The organism is Flavobacterium sp. OHVDL-2026-0007, assembly GCF_059882335.1.
This window is the reverse complement of sequence record NZ_CM187612.1, coordinates 1,102,890-1,122,194: the sequence shown is the minus strand read 5'-3', so window position 1 is coordinate 1,122,194 and position 19,305 is coordinate 1,102,890. Positions and strand designations below refer to the sequence as shown.

Sequence of the window (19,305 nt, the reverse complement as noted above, 5' to 3'; positions counted from 1 at the left end):
GAAAAAATGAGACATAAAATAAGTGTACTGTCATTGGTACTGACCCTAAGTATAACGGGACAGTTGATCGCACAAAAGCAAAACCAACCCGTCAATGATTTTCTAAAAGAATTGAAAGGGGCTTTCAAGCCCCTGGTGAACCAGTACACAGGAACTGATTTAAAAAGTTCCCAAGTTATTGAAAAAGGAAAGTTGCAAATTGGAGCAGCCCATTGGACATCTGTTGTTACAGCTTCAGGGACGAACTCAGGAGTGTTGGATGTGAGTGTCGCTTTTCAATTGGAAAGCGGAACGGCCAAAGAAACAGCCGTAGCTACTCAATTTGATTTTAGTGATTGGAGCACAAAAAATTATGTGATGATTCCTGCCATTATTTATAATGGGAATCGTTACCGTACCATTGGAAATGGGTATATGCCTAAAATGCCTAAGGATATGTATTACAATCCTAAGGTACCCTTGACTTTTTCTAATGATCCGCAATTATCTCCCGATCCAACGAAACCGTCCTTGATTGATTTGCAAACAGGTAATATGGCCACACCTGCGGTTTGTTTCTATTCACCAAAGTTAAAAAAGGGGTTTATCTTATTAACCGAGCAACAAACCCGTCTTGGAAATTCTGGTATTTCAGTTCGTGAGAATGAGACTAGATCACTTGCATCTATTGCAGTGAGTGCACCTGCTATGCGAAAATTACGTACTGGTTTTGGGGATTTTTTCCCCAGTGAAGATAAAGCTGCCGATTGGAAGGCAGGTGATCAGTTGACCTTAAACTTTAAATTATATGCTTTTCCAGCGAAATCCATTCCTGATTTGTTAAACAAATTCATGGAGGTTCGTAAAGCACTTAGTGGAGCCAATACTCCAAGGAATTTAGTTCCAATGAGCAAACAAGTGGCCTTAGCTACGGGCATCACTTCAACGCATTGGGTAGAAGTTCCTGCTGGAAAATATTATGCCCCTGAAAATGGAAATGATTATCAATTAGGTTGGGTCAGTGGGATGATGAATACGTATCCGATGTTGACTTTGAACGATACGAAAGAAAGAGAAAGAGTGGGAATTGAATTTGATTTCATTATCGATAAATTACAAGGGAAAAGCGGGTATTTCTTTGGTGGTATCACCGCGGCAGGAGATATTCGTCCTGAAAGACAACATGAGGATTATCCCAGGGTGCAAGCCATGGTGCGTAAAAACTCTGACGCCTTACTTTGGATGACTAAACATTTGATGTTGTACAAAGAGTTAGGGTATACTAATGAAATAAAACCCAAATGGGAAGCCGCTACTAAAAAACTAGCGCAGGCTTTTGTCAATACTTGGAAAAAGGACGGTCAGTTCGGTCAATATATCGTTCCAGAGACAGGTGAGGTAGCCGTGTTTAACTCAACGGCGGGTGCTATTGCTCCAGCAGGTTTAGCAGTAGCTTCAATGTATTTTGGAAACAAAGAATTCTTGAAAACAGCCAAAGAATCGGCTGCGTATTATTACAAAAGAGATGTTGAAAAGCAAGGACTAACTACAGGACATTGTGGGGATATTTCTCAAGATGCCGACTCTGAGTCTTGTTTTGGATTTTTAGAATCTTTGATGGCCCTGTACAATGTAACAAAGGAACCCCAATGGTTGGAAAAAGCAAAAGTACAGGCGGCCTTGTGCTCGACGTGGGCATTTTCGTATGATCCTATTTTTCCAGCGCAAAGTCAGATTGGGAAAAACCAATCCAATATGGCTGGAGCTATTTGGGCCAGTACACAAAACAAACATGCCGCTCCTGGTATTTGTACCGCTTCAGGGGATTATTTATTCAAATTATACCGCGCTACAGGAGATACAAAATATGCGGACTTGATCAGAGACATTCAGCATGCCAATGTGGAAGCGATGGACATGCCAGGTCATCCAACAACGAACCACGGTATAGGTACTGAAATGGAGCGTATCCAGCTTTCCGATGCGGAAGGAAGAGGAACTATTGGTAATTATTACAACACTCGTAACTCTTGGTGTGAAACTAATGGGGCATTTATGGCCTTGGAACTTCCAGGTCTTTATGTGCAAACCGATACAAGAAAAATGGTGGTTTTTGACCATGTTGAAGCTCAACTAATGAAAGATATGAACGATGGAACAGCAGCGGTTTTACTTGAAAACAAGACGGCCTACGATGCCAACGTAGCTGTAATGGCAGAAACGGCGAAGCAAACACAAACTCCTATGAGTTATGTGGCCTTTGTGAAATGGCCAAAAGTGGAGGTAAAAGCAGGACAAAAAGTAATAGTAAATATTCAAAAGGATGGTGCTATAAAGGTAGTAAGTCCAGCAATGGAAGAATTTTAATGCTAAGAAATAACAATAACCAATATTAAATTAACTGATTATAATGAGAAATTTTTTGATGTTAATAGCTTTTATGCTATTCCAAAATGGGTATTCGAGTGATATCACTTTGAAGAATAAATATTCGTCAATTTCGATTAACGATAAAGGATTTGTAACGAGTATCAAAGACCTAAAGACTAATAAAGACTATAGCGCTAAAACGCAAAAATCACCATTGATGAGTGTTTATATATGGTCCAAACGCCAACAATTAGATCCAACTGAAGCAAAATACAATAGCACAACAGGACAATTTGTTTTGAAATACCCTAACGGAACTATTGCCACGGTGAAAGTCAACTCCAAAGAAAAGTATTTCCGTTTTGAGCTGGTGGCTATGGAGAACAGAGGCGATGTGGATAATGTGATTTGGGGACCCTACCGCACTACGATTTCTCAAACTATCGGGGAAATTATAGGGGTGGTTCGTGATGGAAGCTTCGCTTTTGGAGCCTTTAGTTTAAATGATAATACTACGGCTGGAGTTCCAGTGGACAATGATTTGTATGATATGTTTTATTACATCCATACTCCCGATGTAAAGAAATATCCGGTGCCATCGAATTTGAAAGAGGGTCAGCGTCTTTCGCTAGGAGGAGCTGGTCATAGCGATATTGATTTTTATTCAAAACCAGAAGAATATTACCGTATTAATTATGGAAATGCAGCAGTGTATAAACCAGAATATGGAACTGAAATAGCCTATCATGCTAGAGACAGAAGAAAAGAACACACTATCTTTTATTCGTTAATGCCATTGTTCCCGATTAACAAAAGACATCACCAAGTAGTAGAAGGACTAAAAGATGTGGATTTGTTGCATTCAGCAGTAGCCTTGTACGCTTGTCCTGATCAATTGGGATTAAGTGTTTTGGAAACGATAGTGAAACAAGAAAACATGCCGTATATCACCAATGATAAAGGAAAATGGATTAAGGATTTTTCAGCATACAGTCCGGATATTGCTTGGAGTGGGGTTCACGATAGTTTGGTGAGTTACTCGAAACAAATTGGATTCAAAGGTGTTCAAGACGAAGGACAAGGGGGCGGATATTCCGAGTATTATTACAATCCTGGCGATCGTTTTGGAGGAATGAAAGGAAAATTTAAAGATGGAAAAACAATGGACATTAGAAAGTTCGGTGCTTCGTTGAAGAAAGAAGGATTGCAGTATGGTGTGCATACTTTATGTGAATTTGTACAAGGGAATAGCGCCGATGTGACTCCTGTTCCTAACAAAAATTTGAGCAAATTGTATAGTGTTAAACTGGACCAAAGCATCACAGCAAAGGATACCGCTATTCGAGTTCAGGACACCATGTATTTGAATGAAAAAGGAGTTTGGCATCAAGAGAACTTTAATGTGCTCCAGATTGGAGACGAATTGATCACTTATAAAGGCGTGACTAAATCACGTCCTTTCACTTTAACTGGCGTACAACGTGGAGCGTATAAAACCTTTATGTTGGGACATCAAAAAGGAGATCTTGTATCTAAAATGCAGGGAACATGTTATTCTACCTTCATTCCTAATATGGAACTTCAGGATCAATATGGAAAAGCATATGCCAATTTGTTAAAAGAAACTTCAATGGATTATATTGATTTTGATGGATTGGAAAGTTGTATGTACCAAGGGCATGGGGAGTATGCTTTTAAACGTTTTTTTAGAAGTTTGTTTGAACAGTCGAAGAAAAACGGAATTGAATATTTACGTGTGATGGGTTCTTGTGTTTTTGAAGGGAATTGGTTGTACATGAGTACCTGTAATATTGGTGGAGGAAATCATATGTTTAATCCTGAAACGGGAAAATGGGGTATTGAAGGAAAAGACATGCGTTATGTTTTCCACGGCAATTATATGCCTGCGACTTTCGGAATTCAAGGATTTCCTAAAAACGAGGAAGTGGCTCATAATCTACAGTGCAAAGCTATTGGATGGAACGCACAATATATGTTAGGGATGAGTCAAGAATCAGTGGAGAAAAACCCTGAGAAATACAAAATTTTCAAAGCCATTAGAGCTTGGCAAACCGCTCGTGAAGCCGATGTATTTACGGATAAACAAAAAGAAAGTTTCCAAAGTACTACAGATAAATTCAAAATTGAACAAAAGAATTCAAGCACTTGGACCTTGTATACACAAAAGGAAGGAAAAGGGAAGTGGATTAGTGAGCAACTGACCAAACCTTTGACAATAGCCAATAAATAAAAACAAAAAGCATTATATAATGAGAAAACTAATAGTAGTGGTAGCCTTTATGCTATTTCAGAGCGGGTATTCGAAAGATATTACGTTAAAGACCAAATACGCCTCTATTTCAATCAATGAAAGAGGTTTTATTAGCAGTATAAAAGATATAAAACGCAATAAGGAATACATTGCTCAAGGTCAGAGTTCTCCTTTATTAGCCTTACATGTTTGGGCCAAAAAACAAACTTTTGAACCCAAGTCAGTTGCTTATAATAAAGCAACTAGTGTGTGGACTTTCCAATACGAGAACGGATCGGAAGCCCTTGTGAAAATTACGCCAAAGGAGCAGTATTTCAAAATGGAATTGATCGATTTGAAAAATAGAAGAGGTGTAGACAATGTGATTTGGGGACCAGTTAAAACGACCATTTCTAAAACTATAGGGGAATTGATCGGTGTGGTTCGTGATGACAATTTTGCCATAGGTATGTTTGGATTAAATGACAATACTACTACTGGATTACCTGCCAACGGTGATGCCTTGGAAATGATGCATTATTATATTCACTCTCCAGATCCGGTAAAGTATCCTTTACCTTCGAATTTGAAAGAAGGACAAAAATTCAGAATTGGGGGCGATGGAGTAAATGATGTTGCCTTTTATTCACATCCTGAAGAATATTACAGAATGACTTGTGGAAATGGCGCTATGTTAGAACCTGCATATGGTTCATATATCGTGTATCATTCTAGAGATCGTCGTAAAGCGCATACTATTTCTAAAACCATTGACACTGATATTCTTTTTCATACAGATCCTCAACATATGGTGGTGGATGGTTTAGAAGGCGTAGACTTACTCAATTCAGCTGTAGCCTTATATGCTTGCCCAGATAATATAGCCCTTTCGATAATTGAGAACATGGTGAAAGCCGAAGGTTTACCCTATATTACCGATAATGGAAAATGGATCAAATCACCTAAAAATAACCGTCCGGATGTGGCTTGGAGCGGGGTTCATGACAGTTTAATTAGTTATACCAAACAAATTGGATTCAGAGCAGTACAGGATGAAGGTCAAGGCGGTGGTTATGCGGAGTATTACTATAATCCGGGTAATCGTTTAGGAGGAATGAAAGGAAAATTCGCCAACGGTAAAACTGAAGATATTCGTCTTTTTGGACAACGTTTGAAAAAAGAAGGAATTGCATACGGAGTACATACCTTATGTGAATTCATCCAAACCAATAGTTCTGATGTGACGCCTGTTCCCAATAAAAATCTGTTGAAATTATTTACGGTTCAATTGGATAAAGATGTGGCACCTAATGATACTGACATTGTGGTAAAGGATACCTTATATTTGAACGAAAGAGGGGAATATAATGTCAATGTTTTGAAGATTGGTGATGAGATTATTCAATACAAAGGAGTAACTAAAACACGTCCGTATACTTTGATTGGAGTGGAAAGAGGATATTATAAAACGTTTGCTTTAGCACACAAAAAAGGAGATGATGTGTCTAAATTAAAAGCCAACTGTTATTCAGGATTGATGCCTGATATGATACTGCAGGACACGTACGGAAGAGCTTATGCTGATTTATTAAATGAATGCTCGATGGATTTTATCGATTTTGACGGTATGGAAAGCTGTTTGTATCAAGGTCATGGTTATTATTCATACAAAAGATTCTTCAGAAGTATGTTTGATCAAGCAGCCAAACACGGAAATCCTTATATTCGTGTAATGGGGGCAGGACCATCAGAAGGAAACTGGTTGTATATGAATACGATTAACTTAGGTGGAGGCAATCATATGTTCAATCCAGAGACAGGGAAATGGGGAATCGAAGGAAAAGACATGCGTTATGTTTTTGAAAGCAGTTATATGCCGGGTACTTTTGGGATTCAAGGGTTTCCAAAAACGGCTGAAGTGGCACACAACTTGCAGTGTAAAGCCATTGGATGGGGTGCACAATATATGTTGGGGATGAGTCAAGAAACTGTAGAGAAAAACGCAGAGAAGTTTCAAATTTTTAAAGCATTAAAAGCATGGCAAACCGCTAGTGAGGCAGATGTTTTCACAGCTAAGCAGAAGGAAGCTTTTAAAAGTACGACCGATAAATTTAAAGTAGAACAAAACAGTACCAATAGCTGGACACTCTACACCCAAAAAGACGGGAAAGGGAAGTGGATAGCTGAGGTATTAACTGCAGAAAAAGCAGATAATAGAGTAGTTAACAAATAGATTAGAATTGAGAATGAAGAAATACTTAGGCTTGGTGGCCATTTTTTGTTTGCATTATTCTTTTGGCCAGCAACAGCGGTCAGTAGAAAATTTTAATAACGATTGGTTATTTGCACGTTATGGCATGCAGGCTGACGGTTCGAGAATTCCCGAACCTGGACCCGGCTTGAGAAAATTTAAATTTTCATCTTCTAGTGAGGAACTCGGATTTGCTTATTCACCTTATTTGGCTATGGATGGCGATGAAAAGACGCACTGGCTTCCTGCTTACTCAGATAAAAAGCCTTGGATCATAGTGGACGCGTTGGTGTCCACTTTGATTCAAAAAGTCAATACGATTTCAAATATCGATTCTAAATTGGCCTTAGTGGAGGGCAGTAATGATCAGAAGACCTGGGGAAAATTGCCCGGTAATTATCGTTTTGTCAAAATCACCTACAGCAAGGAACCAAAGGATGAGCCACTTAAAATTAACGAAATTGAATTGTTTAACGAAAGTGGTGTGCTTCTAAAAAATGAACTCATAAAGAATTCGGTTTCACCTTCATCACTTTCTTTCTCGGATATCTATTGGCGTAAGCTCAGTTTGCCTCATGATTGGGGAATTGAAGGTCCTTTTCGAATGGATTTGGATGGGAATACGGGTAAACTCCCTTGGAGAGGAATAGGATGGTACCGCAAACATTTCATGACAACTACTTGGGAAAAAGGGAAACAGTTTTATCTGGATTTTGATGGAGCGATGGCTAATGCTGAGGTTTATATAAATGGGAAAAAGGCGGGAGAGCGACCTTATGGTTATAGCTCGTTCCGTGTGGATTTAACGCCTTTTATTGCCTACGGAAAAGAGAATGTAGTAGCCGTTCGACTCAATACTGAACAATTGGGTTCACGTTGGTATCCAGGAGCTGGAATTTATAGAGACGTTCGTTTGTTGAAGGTCAACCCAGTCCATGTGGCGCAGTGGGGTACTTTTGTAACCACTCCGAAGATTTCAGCACAAACGGCTACGGTAAGTGTGGCGGTAACTTTAGAAAACAATGTTTCCAGAAAAACAACAGCGGGTTATAGTGTGGACATCTTTGAATTGGACCAAAATGATATTGCTGGCAAAAAAGTAGCCAGTATCCCAAAACAATTACAAATTGTAGAAGCCAATCAAAGCGATGAAGTCATTGTAAATCTGCTGGTGGACAAACCTAAATTATGGAGTTTAGAACAAACCAATCGGTATTTGGCTAGAGTATCAGTATACAGCAACGGGAACTTAGTTGATGTAAACGATACACCCTTTGGTATTAGAACTATCAAATTCACGCACGACAATGGCTTTTTATTAAACGGTAAACGCGTACAACTTAACGGAACTTGTAACCATCATGATTTGGGGGCTTTAGGATCGGCTTTCAATATGTCCGCTCTAGAAAGGCAATTGACTATTTTGAAAGAAATGGGGACCAATGCCATTCGTACAGCTCACAATCCTCCAGCGCCAGGTTTATTAACCTTGGCGGACAAAATGGGATTTTTGGTTATGGATGAAGCCTTTGATTGTTTTATGATTTCAAAAGACAACAATAGTAAAAATGATTATTCACGCTGGTTTGAAAAATGGCACGAGAAGGATTTAGGAGATTTAATCAAAAGAGACCGTAATCATCCTTCGGTGATTTTATGGAGTTCTGGAAACGAAATCCCAGAACAACATCTTCCAGAGAAATTTCAGCTCTTTGCCCAGATGCGTGATATCATTCACAAATACGATACGACCAGACCTGCTAGTTGTGGTATTTCTTTACCAAAAGAAACTGCTTTTAGTGGAGTAGAGCTCAACGTGGATGTGCATGGAATGAATTACGCCTCGGGAGATGCTTATGGAGGGCCAGATTTATATGGTAAGTTTTTGAATTTTAAAGGTCATGAGAATTTGGGAGGCTACGGAAGTGAAACTAGCTCAACGATGAGTTCGAGAGGAATCTATTTCGACCAAGCTTTTCAAGTGTCTTCTTATGATGCTTCAGCACCAGGCTGGGGTTCATTGCCCGACCAAGAATTTGCTGCTCTTGATAAATATCCTGCTATTGCAGGTGAATTTGTCTGGACCGGCATTGACTATTTAGGAGAACCAACCCCTTTTAATAGTGATGCTACACTTTTGCTAAACTTCTCTGGTCTTGACAAGGAAGCTTTAGAAATGGAGAAAGAAAAATTAAAAAAAATAGAGACCAATCGTCCGCCTTCAAGAAGCAGCTATTTTGGGATGGTAGATTTGGCTGGATTTCCAAAAGACCGATACTATTTGTATCAATCGCGTTGGAGACCGGATTTAAAAATGGCTCATATACTGCCTCATTGGAATTTTCCAGAACGCATCGGTAAAGTGACTCCTGTTTTAGTGTATACCACTGGGGATGAAGCGGAGTTGTTTTTGAATGGGAAATCACAGGGAAGAATCCAAAGAAAAGCAGGTGAATACCGTTTGAGATGGAATGATGTGGTGTACGAACCTGGGGAATTGAAAGTTGTGACGTATAAAAACGGAGAAGATTGGGCAACATCCTTTGTGAAAACTTCAGGAAAAGCAGCCAAATTGGTTTTAAGCATAGAAAAAGAAAGTATCGATTTTAGCAAAAATGAATTTGCTTTTATCAAGATTATGGTGGCAGATGCCCAGGGTAATCTAGTACCCGATGCTACTAACCTAATCCATTGCAAAGTAAAAGGCCAAGGCGAAATCGTCGCCACAGATAATGGTGATGCAACTAGTCTGATTGCCTTTCCTAGCCCAACACGTCCAGCTTTCAGTGGATTGATGTTGGCGATTGTAAAAGCAAAATCAGCTAAAAATGGCAAAATAATTTTAAAGGTGGAGTCCAAAGGATTAGAGGACGGAGAAATCGAAATCAAGGTAAAATAAGAAGAGTCTCTGTGGGAATTGCTAAAAAAAGTAGCTATTAATAACGATAAAAAAAGTATGAAAAAAATAATCATTGCAGCAGTTGTTTTATGTAGTCTTGCTGTTTTTGCAAAAGACAAATTTTCCGCCTTAGAAGTAATTCATCAAGAGTATCACGTTTCCGTTAATGGGGACGATAAGAATGTAGGATCAATTTCAAAACCGCTAAAAACGATAGGAGCAGCGGCTAAGTTGGCTATGCCAGGTGACGTAGTTACTGTTCATGCGGGTATTTATCGTGAACAAATTACACCACCACGCGGGGGGAATTCCGATAATGAGCGAATTGTTTATCAAGCAGCCAAAGGAGAGAAAGTAGAGATCAAGGGTTCGGAAATTATTAAAGGATGGGTAAAACAAGCCAATGATACTTGGATGGTGAAAATACCCAATAGTTTTTTTGGACAATTTAATCCGTATAGTGACTTGATCCGTGGAGATTGGTATTGGGGACCTAAAGGGAGCACTTATCATACTGGAGCTGTATACCTCAACGGAGATTGGTTGATGGAAGGATTGACCAAAGAACCTGTTATGAAAGCCGCCGATGCAAAAAATACACTTTGGTGGGCAGAAGTAGACGGTAATACTACCACGATATGGGCCCAGTTTAAAGATAAAGATCCTAATAATGAAACAGTAGAAATCAATGTGCGTCAAAAAGTGTTTTATCCTGAAAAGCCCTTTACTAATTTTGTAACAGTTCGTGGTTTTGTGATGCAGCAAGCCGCTACCAATTGGGCACCACCAACAGCAGAACAAATGGGACTTATTGGAACCAATTGGAGTAAAGGTTGGGTGATTGAAAACAATACGATACTATATTCCAAATGTGTAGGGATTGCCTTGGGAAAATACGGAGATGCTTTTGATAATAAAGATACCGAGTCGGCAGAAGGTTATGTGGGAACAATCAATAGAGCTTTAAAGTTTGGATGGAACAAAGGAAGTATTGGTGGACACCAAGTGCGTAATAACACCATTGCGTATTGTGAACAAACGGGTATAGTGGGAAGCATGGGCTGTGCCTATAGCACCATTGAGGGGAATACCATTCACGATATTCACGTCAGAAGATTGTTTGATGGGGCTGAAATGGCCGGTATTAAATTCCATGGAGCTGTAGATGTTCAGATCAACAATAATCATATTTACAAAACTAATATGGGGATTTGGCTCGATTGGATGGCTCAAGGGGTACAAGTAAAAAGCAATGTGATGCACGATAATGGCTTGGATATTTTTCTAGAGGTAGATCATGGCCCAATGTTAGTGAGCAATAATATCTTGCTATCGAAAACAAGTTTGCTGATGAATTCAAGTGGAGCGGCTTTTGTCCACAATATTTTTGGAGGAAAAATGGATGTAGTATCCTACGACAGCCGTTTAACTCCTTACCATAAAGCGCATGATACCAATGTTGAAGCCTTGCACGACAACCCAGCTGGGGATATTCAATTCGTAAACAATTTGTTTGTAGATGGAGGGAATGCTAGCCAGTATAAGAAAAATATTTTGCCGGTAGTTTTTGATGGTAATGTCTATACAAAAGGAGCCGTAAGAGCAGTGGCAGGAAATAAACAAAGAAGTTTTGGTGAGATCAGTGCTGAGGCCAAAGAAAAGTTGAAAAATGTACCAGACACAGAAGCAGTGGAAAAGAATTTCATAACCAATGAAACTTTTGATACGGGGGCTAAGTTGATTTCGGAAGGGGATAAAATGTATTTGGAAATTACGATGGATAAAGATTGGTTAAGTAAGCAAAAGAGAAATCTGGTGAGTACAGGATCTTTGACCAAAGCGATTATTCCTAACCTAGCTTTTGAAAATGTGGACGGTTCGCCCTTAAAAATTGATACCGATTATTTAGGAAAGAAACGCAATGTAAAAAATCCTTCACCAGGTCCATTAGAGATCGTGAAAACTGGTAGGCAAAAAATAAGAGTGTGGTAAATTAATGTAAATTGTGCACGAAATAATCTACAAAAAAACAGAAATGATAAAGAGGAAATTGATACTCGTTAGCCTGATGGTCTTGATCACGAGTAGTTCGCAAGCAATCGAAAACCCACCATTAAAACTGTGGTATACGCAAGCGGCAAAAAAATGGGATGCAGAAGCTTTACCTATTGGTAATGGTAGAATAGGAGCTATGTTGTTTGGCAATGTTAAAACCGAGCATATTCAGTTCAACGAACAAAGTCTTTGGAGCGGTGATAACAATTGGGATGGAGGATATGAAACAGGTGATCATGGTTTTGGTAGTTACCGAAACTTTGGCGAGTTTGTACTAAGCTTTAATCATAGTGATGAAGCAAAAGCCTACCAACGTTCATTGAATATCACCACTGGAATTCATACTACCTCTTTTGAAATAAATGGTACAAAGTTTACTCGTGAAGCCTTTGCTTCTCATCCAGATCAGGTCATGGTTTTCAAGTATACCGCAAGTAAAAAGGGTGCTTTCTCGGGGAAAATTTCGCTGGAATCAGCACAGGGCGCTATTAGTGTAGCCGATGCAAATGGCGTAAGTTTTATTGGAGAGATGCCCAATCACTTAAGATATGCGGCAAAGTTGCGACTCGTAAAAGAAGGCGGTGAATCTCATGTAGAAGGCAATAACCTAGTATTTAGCAATTGTAATACGCTGATTTTAATGGTAGATGCGCGAACTAATTACAAACCCGATTACACTGCAGGTTGGCGAGGTGCAGATCCTATGCCACAAATTGAAAAAGAAGTGGCGACTGCTCAAAAATTGGGTTATGCAAAATTGTTAGAAAGACATACCAAAGATATTACGAGACTTACGGGTGCTGCAAAAATGGATATAGGGAAAACAAGCGCAGCACTGTTGACATTGCCTACCGATATTCGTTTGAAAAAATATGCAGCAGGAGGTATTGATCCAGATCTTGAAGAAACCATCTTTCAATATGGTCGTTATTTACTAGTGAGTTCTTCACGACCTGGAGGTTTACCAGCTAATTTACAAGGCTTATGGAACAATAGCAATTCACCAGCTTGGGCTAGTGATTATCACAACAATATCAATATTCAAATGAACTATTGGGCTGCAGAGTCGACTAATTTATCTGAGTGTCAGCTTCCGTTAATTGATTTTATTGTGGCTGCACAGGAACCTTGTCGCATTGCCACTCGTAAAGCCTTTGGAGATAAAACACGAGGATGGACCGCACGCACCAGCCAAAGTATTTTTGGTGGGAATGGTTGGGAATGGAACATCCCTGCTAATGCCTGGTATGCACAGCACGTATTTGAACACTGGGCTTTTACAAAGGACAAATCCTATCTAGAAAAAACAGCCTATCCTATTTTGAAAGAATTATGTCAATATTGGGAAGATCGTTTAAAGAAAATGCCTGATGGTAGCCTAATGGTTCCAGATGGTTGGTCACCTGAGCATGGTCCAAGAGAAGATGGCGTAATGCACGATCAGCAATTGGTTTGGGATCTTTTTGAGAATTACCTAGAAGCTGCCAAAGCACTGAACATCGACAATGAATATCAAACAAGAGTGGCTCAAATGCAAACGCAGCTTGCTCCGAACAAAATTGGTAAGTGGGGACAGTTGCAAGAATGGCAAACAGACAGGGATGATGCAGATGATCAACATCGTCATACCTCACATTTGTTTGCTGTTTATCCAGGCCGTCAAATTAGTGTAAACAAAACACCTGAATTTGCTAAGGCAGCTACTATATCCTTACGCAGTAGAAGTGGTAATTACGGAAAAAATGAAAACACTCCCTTCACGGTAGAATCAACTGTTGGGGACAGTCGACGTTCTTGGACATGGCCTTGGCGTTGTGCCTTATGGGCAAGACTGGGTGAAGGAGAGAAAGCAGGTATGATGATAAGAGGATTACTGACGTATAATACAATGTCCAATTTGTTCACTACTCATCCGCCTTTTCAAATAGATGGAAATTTAGGCATCAGCGGTGCCATTGCAGAAATGTTATTGCAGAGTCATGCTGGTGAAATACAACTGTTACCAGCCATTTCTAAAAGTATGGCTACAGAGGGGTCTTTTTCAGGATTAAAAGCGCGTGGCGGTTTTACAGTGGATTGTAAATGGCGTGATGGCAAAGTAACTTCTTACAAAGTAAGTTCTGCAAATCCAACCCAAGTAAAAGTAAAGGTAAATGGAGAAATCAAAACCATTACATCGGTAATTAAATAAAAGGCCGAAGAATTACCATAAGACTGTTTTTTATATTTTGCCTTAATCATTCGAGTGAATGATTAAGGCTTTATGAGCATATCCTATATTGAATTTTCAGTTTCAACAAGAAAAGGAATTAACCAACCGATTCAGCTTCTGAACCAGAAGTGATCTCATAATTATTTCGAAATAGTTATGGCTATTAACTAACAAAAGGACTAAAAGATGAATAAATATCAAGCCTCCCTATTGGGAATAATGTTTGCTTGTTCAAGCAATGCACAAATAAAAAATGCTGCTGCAAAACTAGAGTCGGCCAAAGCAAAAAATGAAATGTATTTTTCCTTTGTAAAAGCCAAGGCCACAGCGGTAATGAAAACCGGATTCAATGCAGGAGATGGCTACAGTGAGGTTTGGATTCGAGATTACAATACTTTTATTGAATTGGCCGCTCACGTTAATTCCAAAGAAGTTTTGAAAGAAAACCTATTGGTTTTTTGTAGAATGCAAGGAGAAGATGGAAACATTATCGATGGCTTTACTCCTAAAGAAAAAGCAGGTGAAGTAGCTTATGAGTTTTCCTATTCCAAATTAGAAACGCGATATGCCGCTCATAAAAACACCGTGGAAACAGATCAAGAGAGTTCTTTGGTACAGGCGGTTTATAAATACATAAAACTAACAGACGATACAACCATTTTGACTGAGAAAGTGGGGGATAAAACGGTGGCAGAACGATTGGAATGGGCTATGGATTTCCTCATGAAAAATAGGTTTAATTCTCAATATGGATTGATTACAGGTGCCACTACTGCAGACTGGGGAGACATACAGCCCGAGCATGGATGGGGTGTTAAATTAGATCACAATACTCATATGGCAATTGACATCTACGATAATGCCATGTTTGTCATTGCCTTGAATAATCTAGTGGAAATCATTCCAACAACTCAAAAAAAATGGAATCCAATTAAAAAACAAATAGCCCAAAATGTGAGAAAACATTTGTGGGACGCAAAAGCACAAAAATTTATCCCTCATATTTATCTTAAAGATTCTCCTTTCCCTGCTAGTTTTGATGAAAATAGTATTTATTATTTCGGAGGAACGGCCATTGCTATTGAAGCAGGATTATTAAGCAAGAAAGAAGTAAAAGTATCTATAGATGAAATGATTAAAAGGGTCAAAGAAGCGGGAGCTGGATCCATAGGATTGACTTTGTATCCGCCTTATCCCAATGGTTATTTTGTAAGCAAAGAAATGAATCCAATGTACACCTATCAAAATGGAGGGGATTGGACTTGGTTTGGAGCACGTATGATTCAGCAGTTAATTAAATACGGTTTTGTACAAGAGGCCTATGAACAAATGTTGCCTATGGTCAAAAGAGTGAAGGATAATAATGGTTTCTACGAATGGTATTCTGTAGATAATAAACCAAGAGGATCTGGAACTTTTAGAGGAGAAGCAGGAGTACTATATACCGCCATTACTATGTTTGAGAAACTCAACAAGTAAGGTAGTGATAGGCATAAGAAGCATAAAGATAAAAAGGGTAACCAATATTTCGAATTTAAAAGCTTTGCTTTGGCAAGTTTGAACAGACAAAATTAAGGATGAGGAAGATTAATTTTTTGTTATTAGGCTTAGTGTTTACGGTGCTCAGTGGGCAAGCGCAAAACACTAAAAAAAAGAAAGTGGCAGTTTTAGATAAAGGGCTATCAGCTCGAATTTTAAATCCAATTTGTCCACCTGGAGTATATATCGCGGATCCAGAAGCTCGACAAATGCCAGATGGGAGAGTGTATATATATGGTTCTCGAGATGAATTGGGAAGCGGGTGGTGTTCGCATTCGTACAATGTACTTTCTTCTTCTAATTTGATTAATTGGGAAGTCGATCAAAATTCATTTGCCACACAAGGATTAGGTAAGCAAACAGATTATACAAGCAAATTTTTGTATGCACCGGATTGTATTTACAAGGATGGGAAATATTACCTGTACTATTGTTTAGATGGTGGAAATGAGGATGAGATCGAAGGGGTTGCCACTTCAGATTCACCTTATGGACCTTTCAAAGAGGGAAAAAAAATCAAAGGTGCTTTTGGAATTGATCCGTCCGTTTTTATTGATGATGATGGTCAAGGCTACTTGTTTTGGGGGCAAGCCAATGCAAATGGTGCAAGATTGAATAAAGATATGACAGCTATTGAAGGAGAGATTCACAAAAATTTGGTTACTTATGATAAACATTTTTTTAATGAAGGGAGTTCCGTTCGAAAGCGAAATGGGATTTACTACTTCGTTTATCCAAGCCATCAAAGACATGGTGAGGCTGCCTGTCCAACATTATCGTATGCAACAAGTAGAAATCCATTAGGGCCGTACACCTACAAAGGTGTGATTATTGACAATTTTGGAAGTGGAAAAAACCTTGTAAATAATCACGGTTGTATAACCGAAATCAACGGAAAATGGTATGTATTTTATCACCGACCGACCCACGGAATGGCTACGATGCGCAAAGCTTGTGTGGAACCCATTACTTTTAATGCTGATGGTACAATCGACGAAGTGGAAATGACTACACAAGGAATTGGCAGTGTGATTGATCCAACCTTGAGAATGGATGCTGCTCGTGCCTGCTTAATGTCTGGAAATGTATACGTAACAGACCGCCGACCGGCCAATGATCTAGTGGTAGAATACTTGGCTGATATTCGAAATGGTGATACAGCAACCTGGAAATATTTTGATTTTTCCACTAAAAAAGCAAGCTCTTTTAGTTGTAAAACCTGGGGAAATAATGCAGCAGGAATTATTGAAATCCGTTTGGATAAAGCAGACGGTGAGCTAATAGGTACTTGTGAAATGAAAGAGATGAAAGACAGTGTAGCTTATTCCATTCATTCTTCAAAGATTAAGAGTATCAGTGGTAAACATGCCATAGTTTTGGTTTTTAAAAACACAAACGAAGCAGAAAAAACAACCACCTTGTGCAATTTAGAGTGGTTTATTTTTAACTAATAGTAGCCTAAAAAAGTTAAGATTTCTAATATGAATAAAAGAAGACTGTTTTTAAGCATCCTATTGTACAGTAGCTGTACAATAATAGGACAAAGTATAAAGGAAAGAAAATCTAATTCAGCTCATCATTCTCAAAAGGAGGTAGGGTGGAATGTTAGTCAATATGAGGTTAGCTGGGATTCACCAAGTAAAAATGCAATGGGTTCTATGCCTTTAGGAAATGGAGATATTGGAACCAATGTGTGGGTGGAACCCAATGGAGATTTGTTATTGTTGCTGGGGAAATCGGATTCCTTTGATGAATTTAATCGTTTATTAAAAATTGGACGTATTCGTATCAAAACGACTCCTTCCATTTTTACTGAAGGTCAGTTGTTTTCGCAAAGGTTAAATCTTGCTGACGGGGTGATCGAAATCAAAACAGCTACATCTAAACTGCGCATTTGGGTGGATGCCAATCATCCAGTAGTTCAAGTGGATTGTCAGAGCGATAAGCCCATAAAGGCTACAGTAATGGTGGAGAACTGGAGAACTAAGAATCGTGAACTAAATACAATAGGAGATTTAAATGAAATAAAATCAGCCTATGGGAATCAAACCGATAAAATTCGGGTGAATGCGGATGTCTTTTTTCCATTCAAAGAGGGACAATTGGCGTGGTGTCATCATAATGTCGAATCGCAATGGGAACGGAACCTAAAACTAACAGGTTTGGGGAGCGAAATTGCAAAGGGGACTGATCCGATTTTGAACCGTAATTTTGGAGCGATAATCAGAGCAGACAAGATGAAAGCTGTTTCAAATACGGAGTTAGAATCCCAAAAAGCGTCATCCTCTTTTAGCGTTCAAATTTATGCAGTGACCAATCAATCCGAAAATATTCAGGATTGGTTGAAGGCTACTGAGAAGATAGCCAATACGATTAAAATGACTTCAGACCAGCGTTATGAACAACATCAAAATTGGTGGCATATTTTCTGGAATAGGAATCAAATGGAAGTAACTGCTTCTACTGATAAAACGGCTTTTGAGGTTTCTAGGGCATACAATTTACAGCGTTTTGTAACGGCTTGTGCAGGAAGAGGTAACCTACCCATCAAGTTCAATGGATCCCTATTTACGGTTGAAGGACTCGATCCTGATTATAGGGCATGGGGTGGTGCTTACTGGTGGCAAAACACACGCTTGGCGTATTGGCCCATGTTAGCTAGTGGTGACTATGAGATGATGCTTCCCGTTTTTGAGATGTATAGTAAAGCGCTTGCATTGAGGAAAGCAGCTACGAAAAACTATTATGGACACCAAGGAGCTTTCTTTCCAGAGACGATGTATTTTTGGGGTAATTACACCGATGTAAATTATGGTTTTGACCGAAAAGGAAAACCTGATGGCCTAACGGATAATACGTATATACGATATTACTGGCAAGGAGGCATAGAAGTGGTAGCTATGATGTTGGACTATTATGATGCTACTCAAAATAAAGATTTTCTCTCCAAGACGCTTTTACCCTTCGCCGCCGAAATCATGACATTTTTTGATCAGCATTGGAAAAGGGGAAGCGATGGAAAAATTCTTTTTGATCCTGCCCAATCATTAGAAACCTGGCATTCTGCTGTTAATCCCATTCCTGAAATTGTGGGTATCCGCTCTATTGGAAATCGCTTATTGCCTTTAACACAAAACGCAAAACAGAAAAAGCAGTGGCTTAAAACAATGAATGATTTACCTGCTGTACCCATGATAACAGAAAACGGAGCAACGCGTTTATTACCCGCAGAAAAATTTTCAAATCTAGCCAATTCCGAGAATCCTGAACTCTATCCAATATTTCCTTATCGCGCCTATAGTTGTCTTTCGGATGATAAAACATTGGAAATAGGACGCAATACGTGGGTAAAACGTCAGCATCCAGAAGATTATGGATGGCAGCAAAATGTAATTCAGGCGGCTGTATTAGGTTTAAGTGACCAGGCACAAAAGATGGTTGGTGAAAGAGCTAGAAATACAGCTAAGAATTATCGCTTTCCTGGTTTTTTTGGTCCCAATTACGATTGGACTCCTGAGCAATGCCATGCTACCAATATGATGACTGCTTTACAGTTTATGATCATGCAGTGTGAAGGAGATAAAATTGTACTGCTGCCAGCTTGGAGTAAAAGTTGGAATGTAAAGTTTAAATTGAACGCTCCAAAAAATACCACCGTGGAAGGTCGGGTTGAGGAAGGGATTATTAAAGATTTAAAAGTATTCCCAAAGTCCCGACTAAAAGATATCGTAATTAGAGAATGTAAATAA

At 39.1% G+C, this 19,305-nt stretch carries 9 protein-coding genes; all 9 read left to right on the top strand.

All coding sequences use genetic code 11. From position 1 onward, the window contains the following. Positions 1 to 6 precede the first annotated feature (6 nt). The 9 genes from AC51AA_RS04530 to AC51AA_RS04490 all read left to right on the top strand — a co-directional run bounded on the left by AC51AA_RS04530 (position 7) and on the right by AC51AA_RS04490 (position 19,305). Positions 7 to 2,346: a hypothetical protein gene (locus tag AC51AA_RS04530; RefSeq protein WP_500704538.1), complete on the top strand. Its 2,340-nt coding sequence runs from the start codon at positions 7 to 9 to the stop codon at positions 2,344 to 2,346. A gap of 43 nt (positions 2,347 to 2,389) precedes the next feature. Beyond that, entirely contained in the window at positions 2,390 to 4,600 is a 2,211-nt protein-coding gene (locus AC51AA_RS04525) for a hypothetical protein (protein ID WP_500704537.1), read from the top strand. Positions 4,601 to 4,619: 19 nt separating this feature from the next. After that, on the top strand, positions 4,620 to 6,833 hold the full coding sequence (locus AC51AA_RS04520) for a hypothetical protein (RefSeq protein WP_500704536.1): 2,214 nt from the start codon (positions 4,620 to 4,622) through the stop codon (positions 6,831 to 6,833). A 13-nt stretch (positions 6,834 to 6,846) separates the two neighbouring features. Next, positions 6,847 to 9,750 (top strand): beta-galactosidase GalB, encoded by a 2,904-nt coding sequence (galB, locus tag AC51AA_RS04515; protein ID WP_500704535.1) that lies wholly within the window; start codon positions 6,847 to 6,849, stop codon positions 9,748 to 9,750. Between the two features lie 57 nt (positions 9,751 to 9,807). Then, entirely contained in the window at positions 9,808 to 11,742 is a 1,935-nt protein-coding gene (locus tag AC51AA_RS04510; RefSeq protein WP_500704534.1) for a right-handed parallel beta-helix repeat-containing protein, read from the top strand. Positions 11,743 to 11,785: 43 nt separating this feature from the next. Further along, positions 11,786 to 13,996 (top strand): glycoside hydrolase family 95 protein, encoded by a 2,211-nt coding sequence (locus AC51AA_RS04505; RefSeq protein WP_500704533.1) that lies wholly within the window; start codon positions 11,786 to 11,788, stop codon positions 13,994 to 13,996. Positions 13,997 to 14,203: 207 nt separating this feature from the next. Beyond that, positions 14,204 to 15,496 carry a glucosidase family protein gene (locus AC51AA_RS04500; protein ID WP_500704532.1) on the top strand — a complete coding sequence of 431 codons (1,293 nt, stop codon included), beginning with the start codon at positions 14,204 to 14,206 and terminating at the stop codon, positions 15,494 to 15,496. A gap of 98 nt (positions 15,497 to 15,594) precedes the next feature. Then, entirely contained in the window at positions 15,595 to 17,007 is a 1,413-nt protein-coding gene (locus AC51AA_RS04495; RefSeq protein ID WP_500704531.1) for a family 43 glycosylhydrolase, read from the top strand. A 30-nt stretch (positions 17,008 to 17,037) separates the two neighbouring features. After that, positions 17,038 to 19,305, top strand: a complete 2,268-nt coding sequence (locus AC51AA_RS04490) for a DUF5703 domain-containing protein (RefSeq protein WP_500704530.1) — start codon at positions 17,038 to 17,040, stop codon at positions 19,303 to 19,305.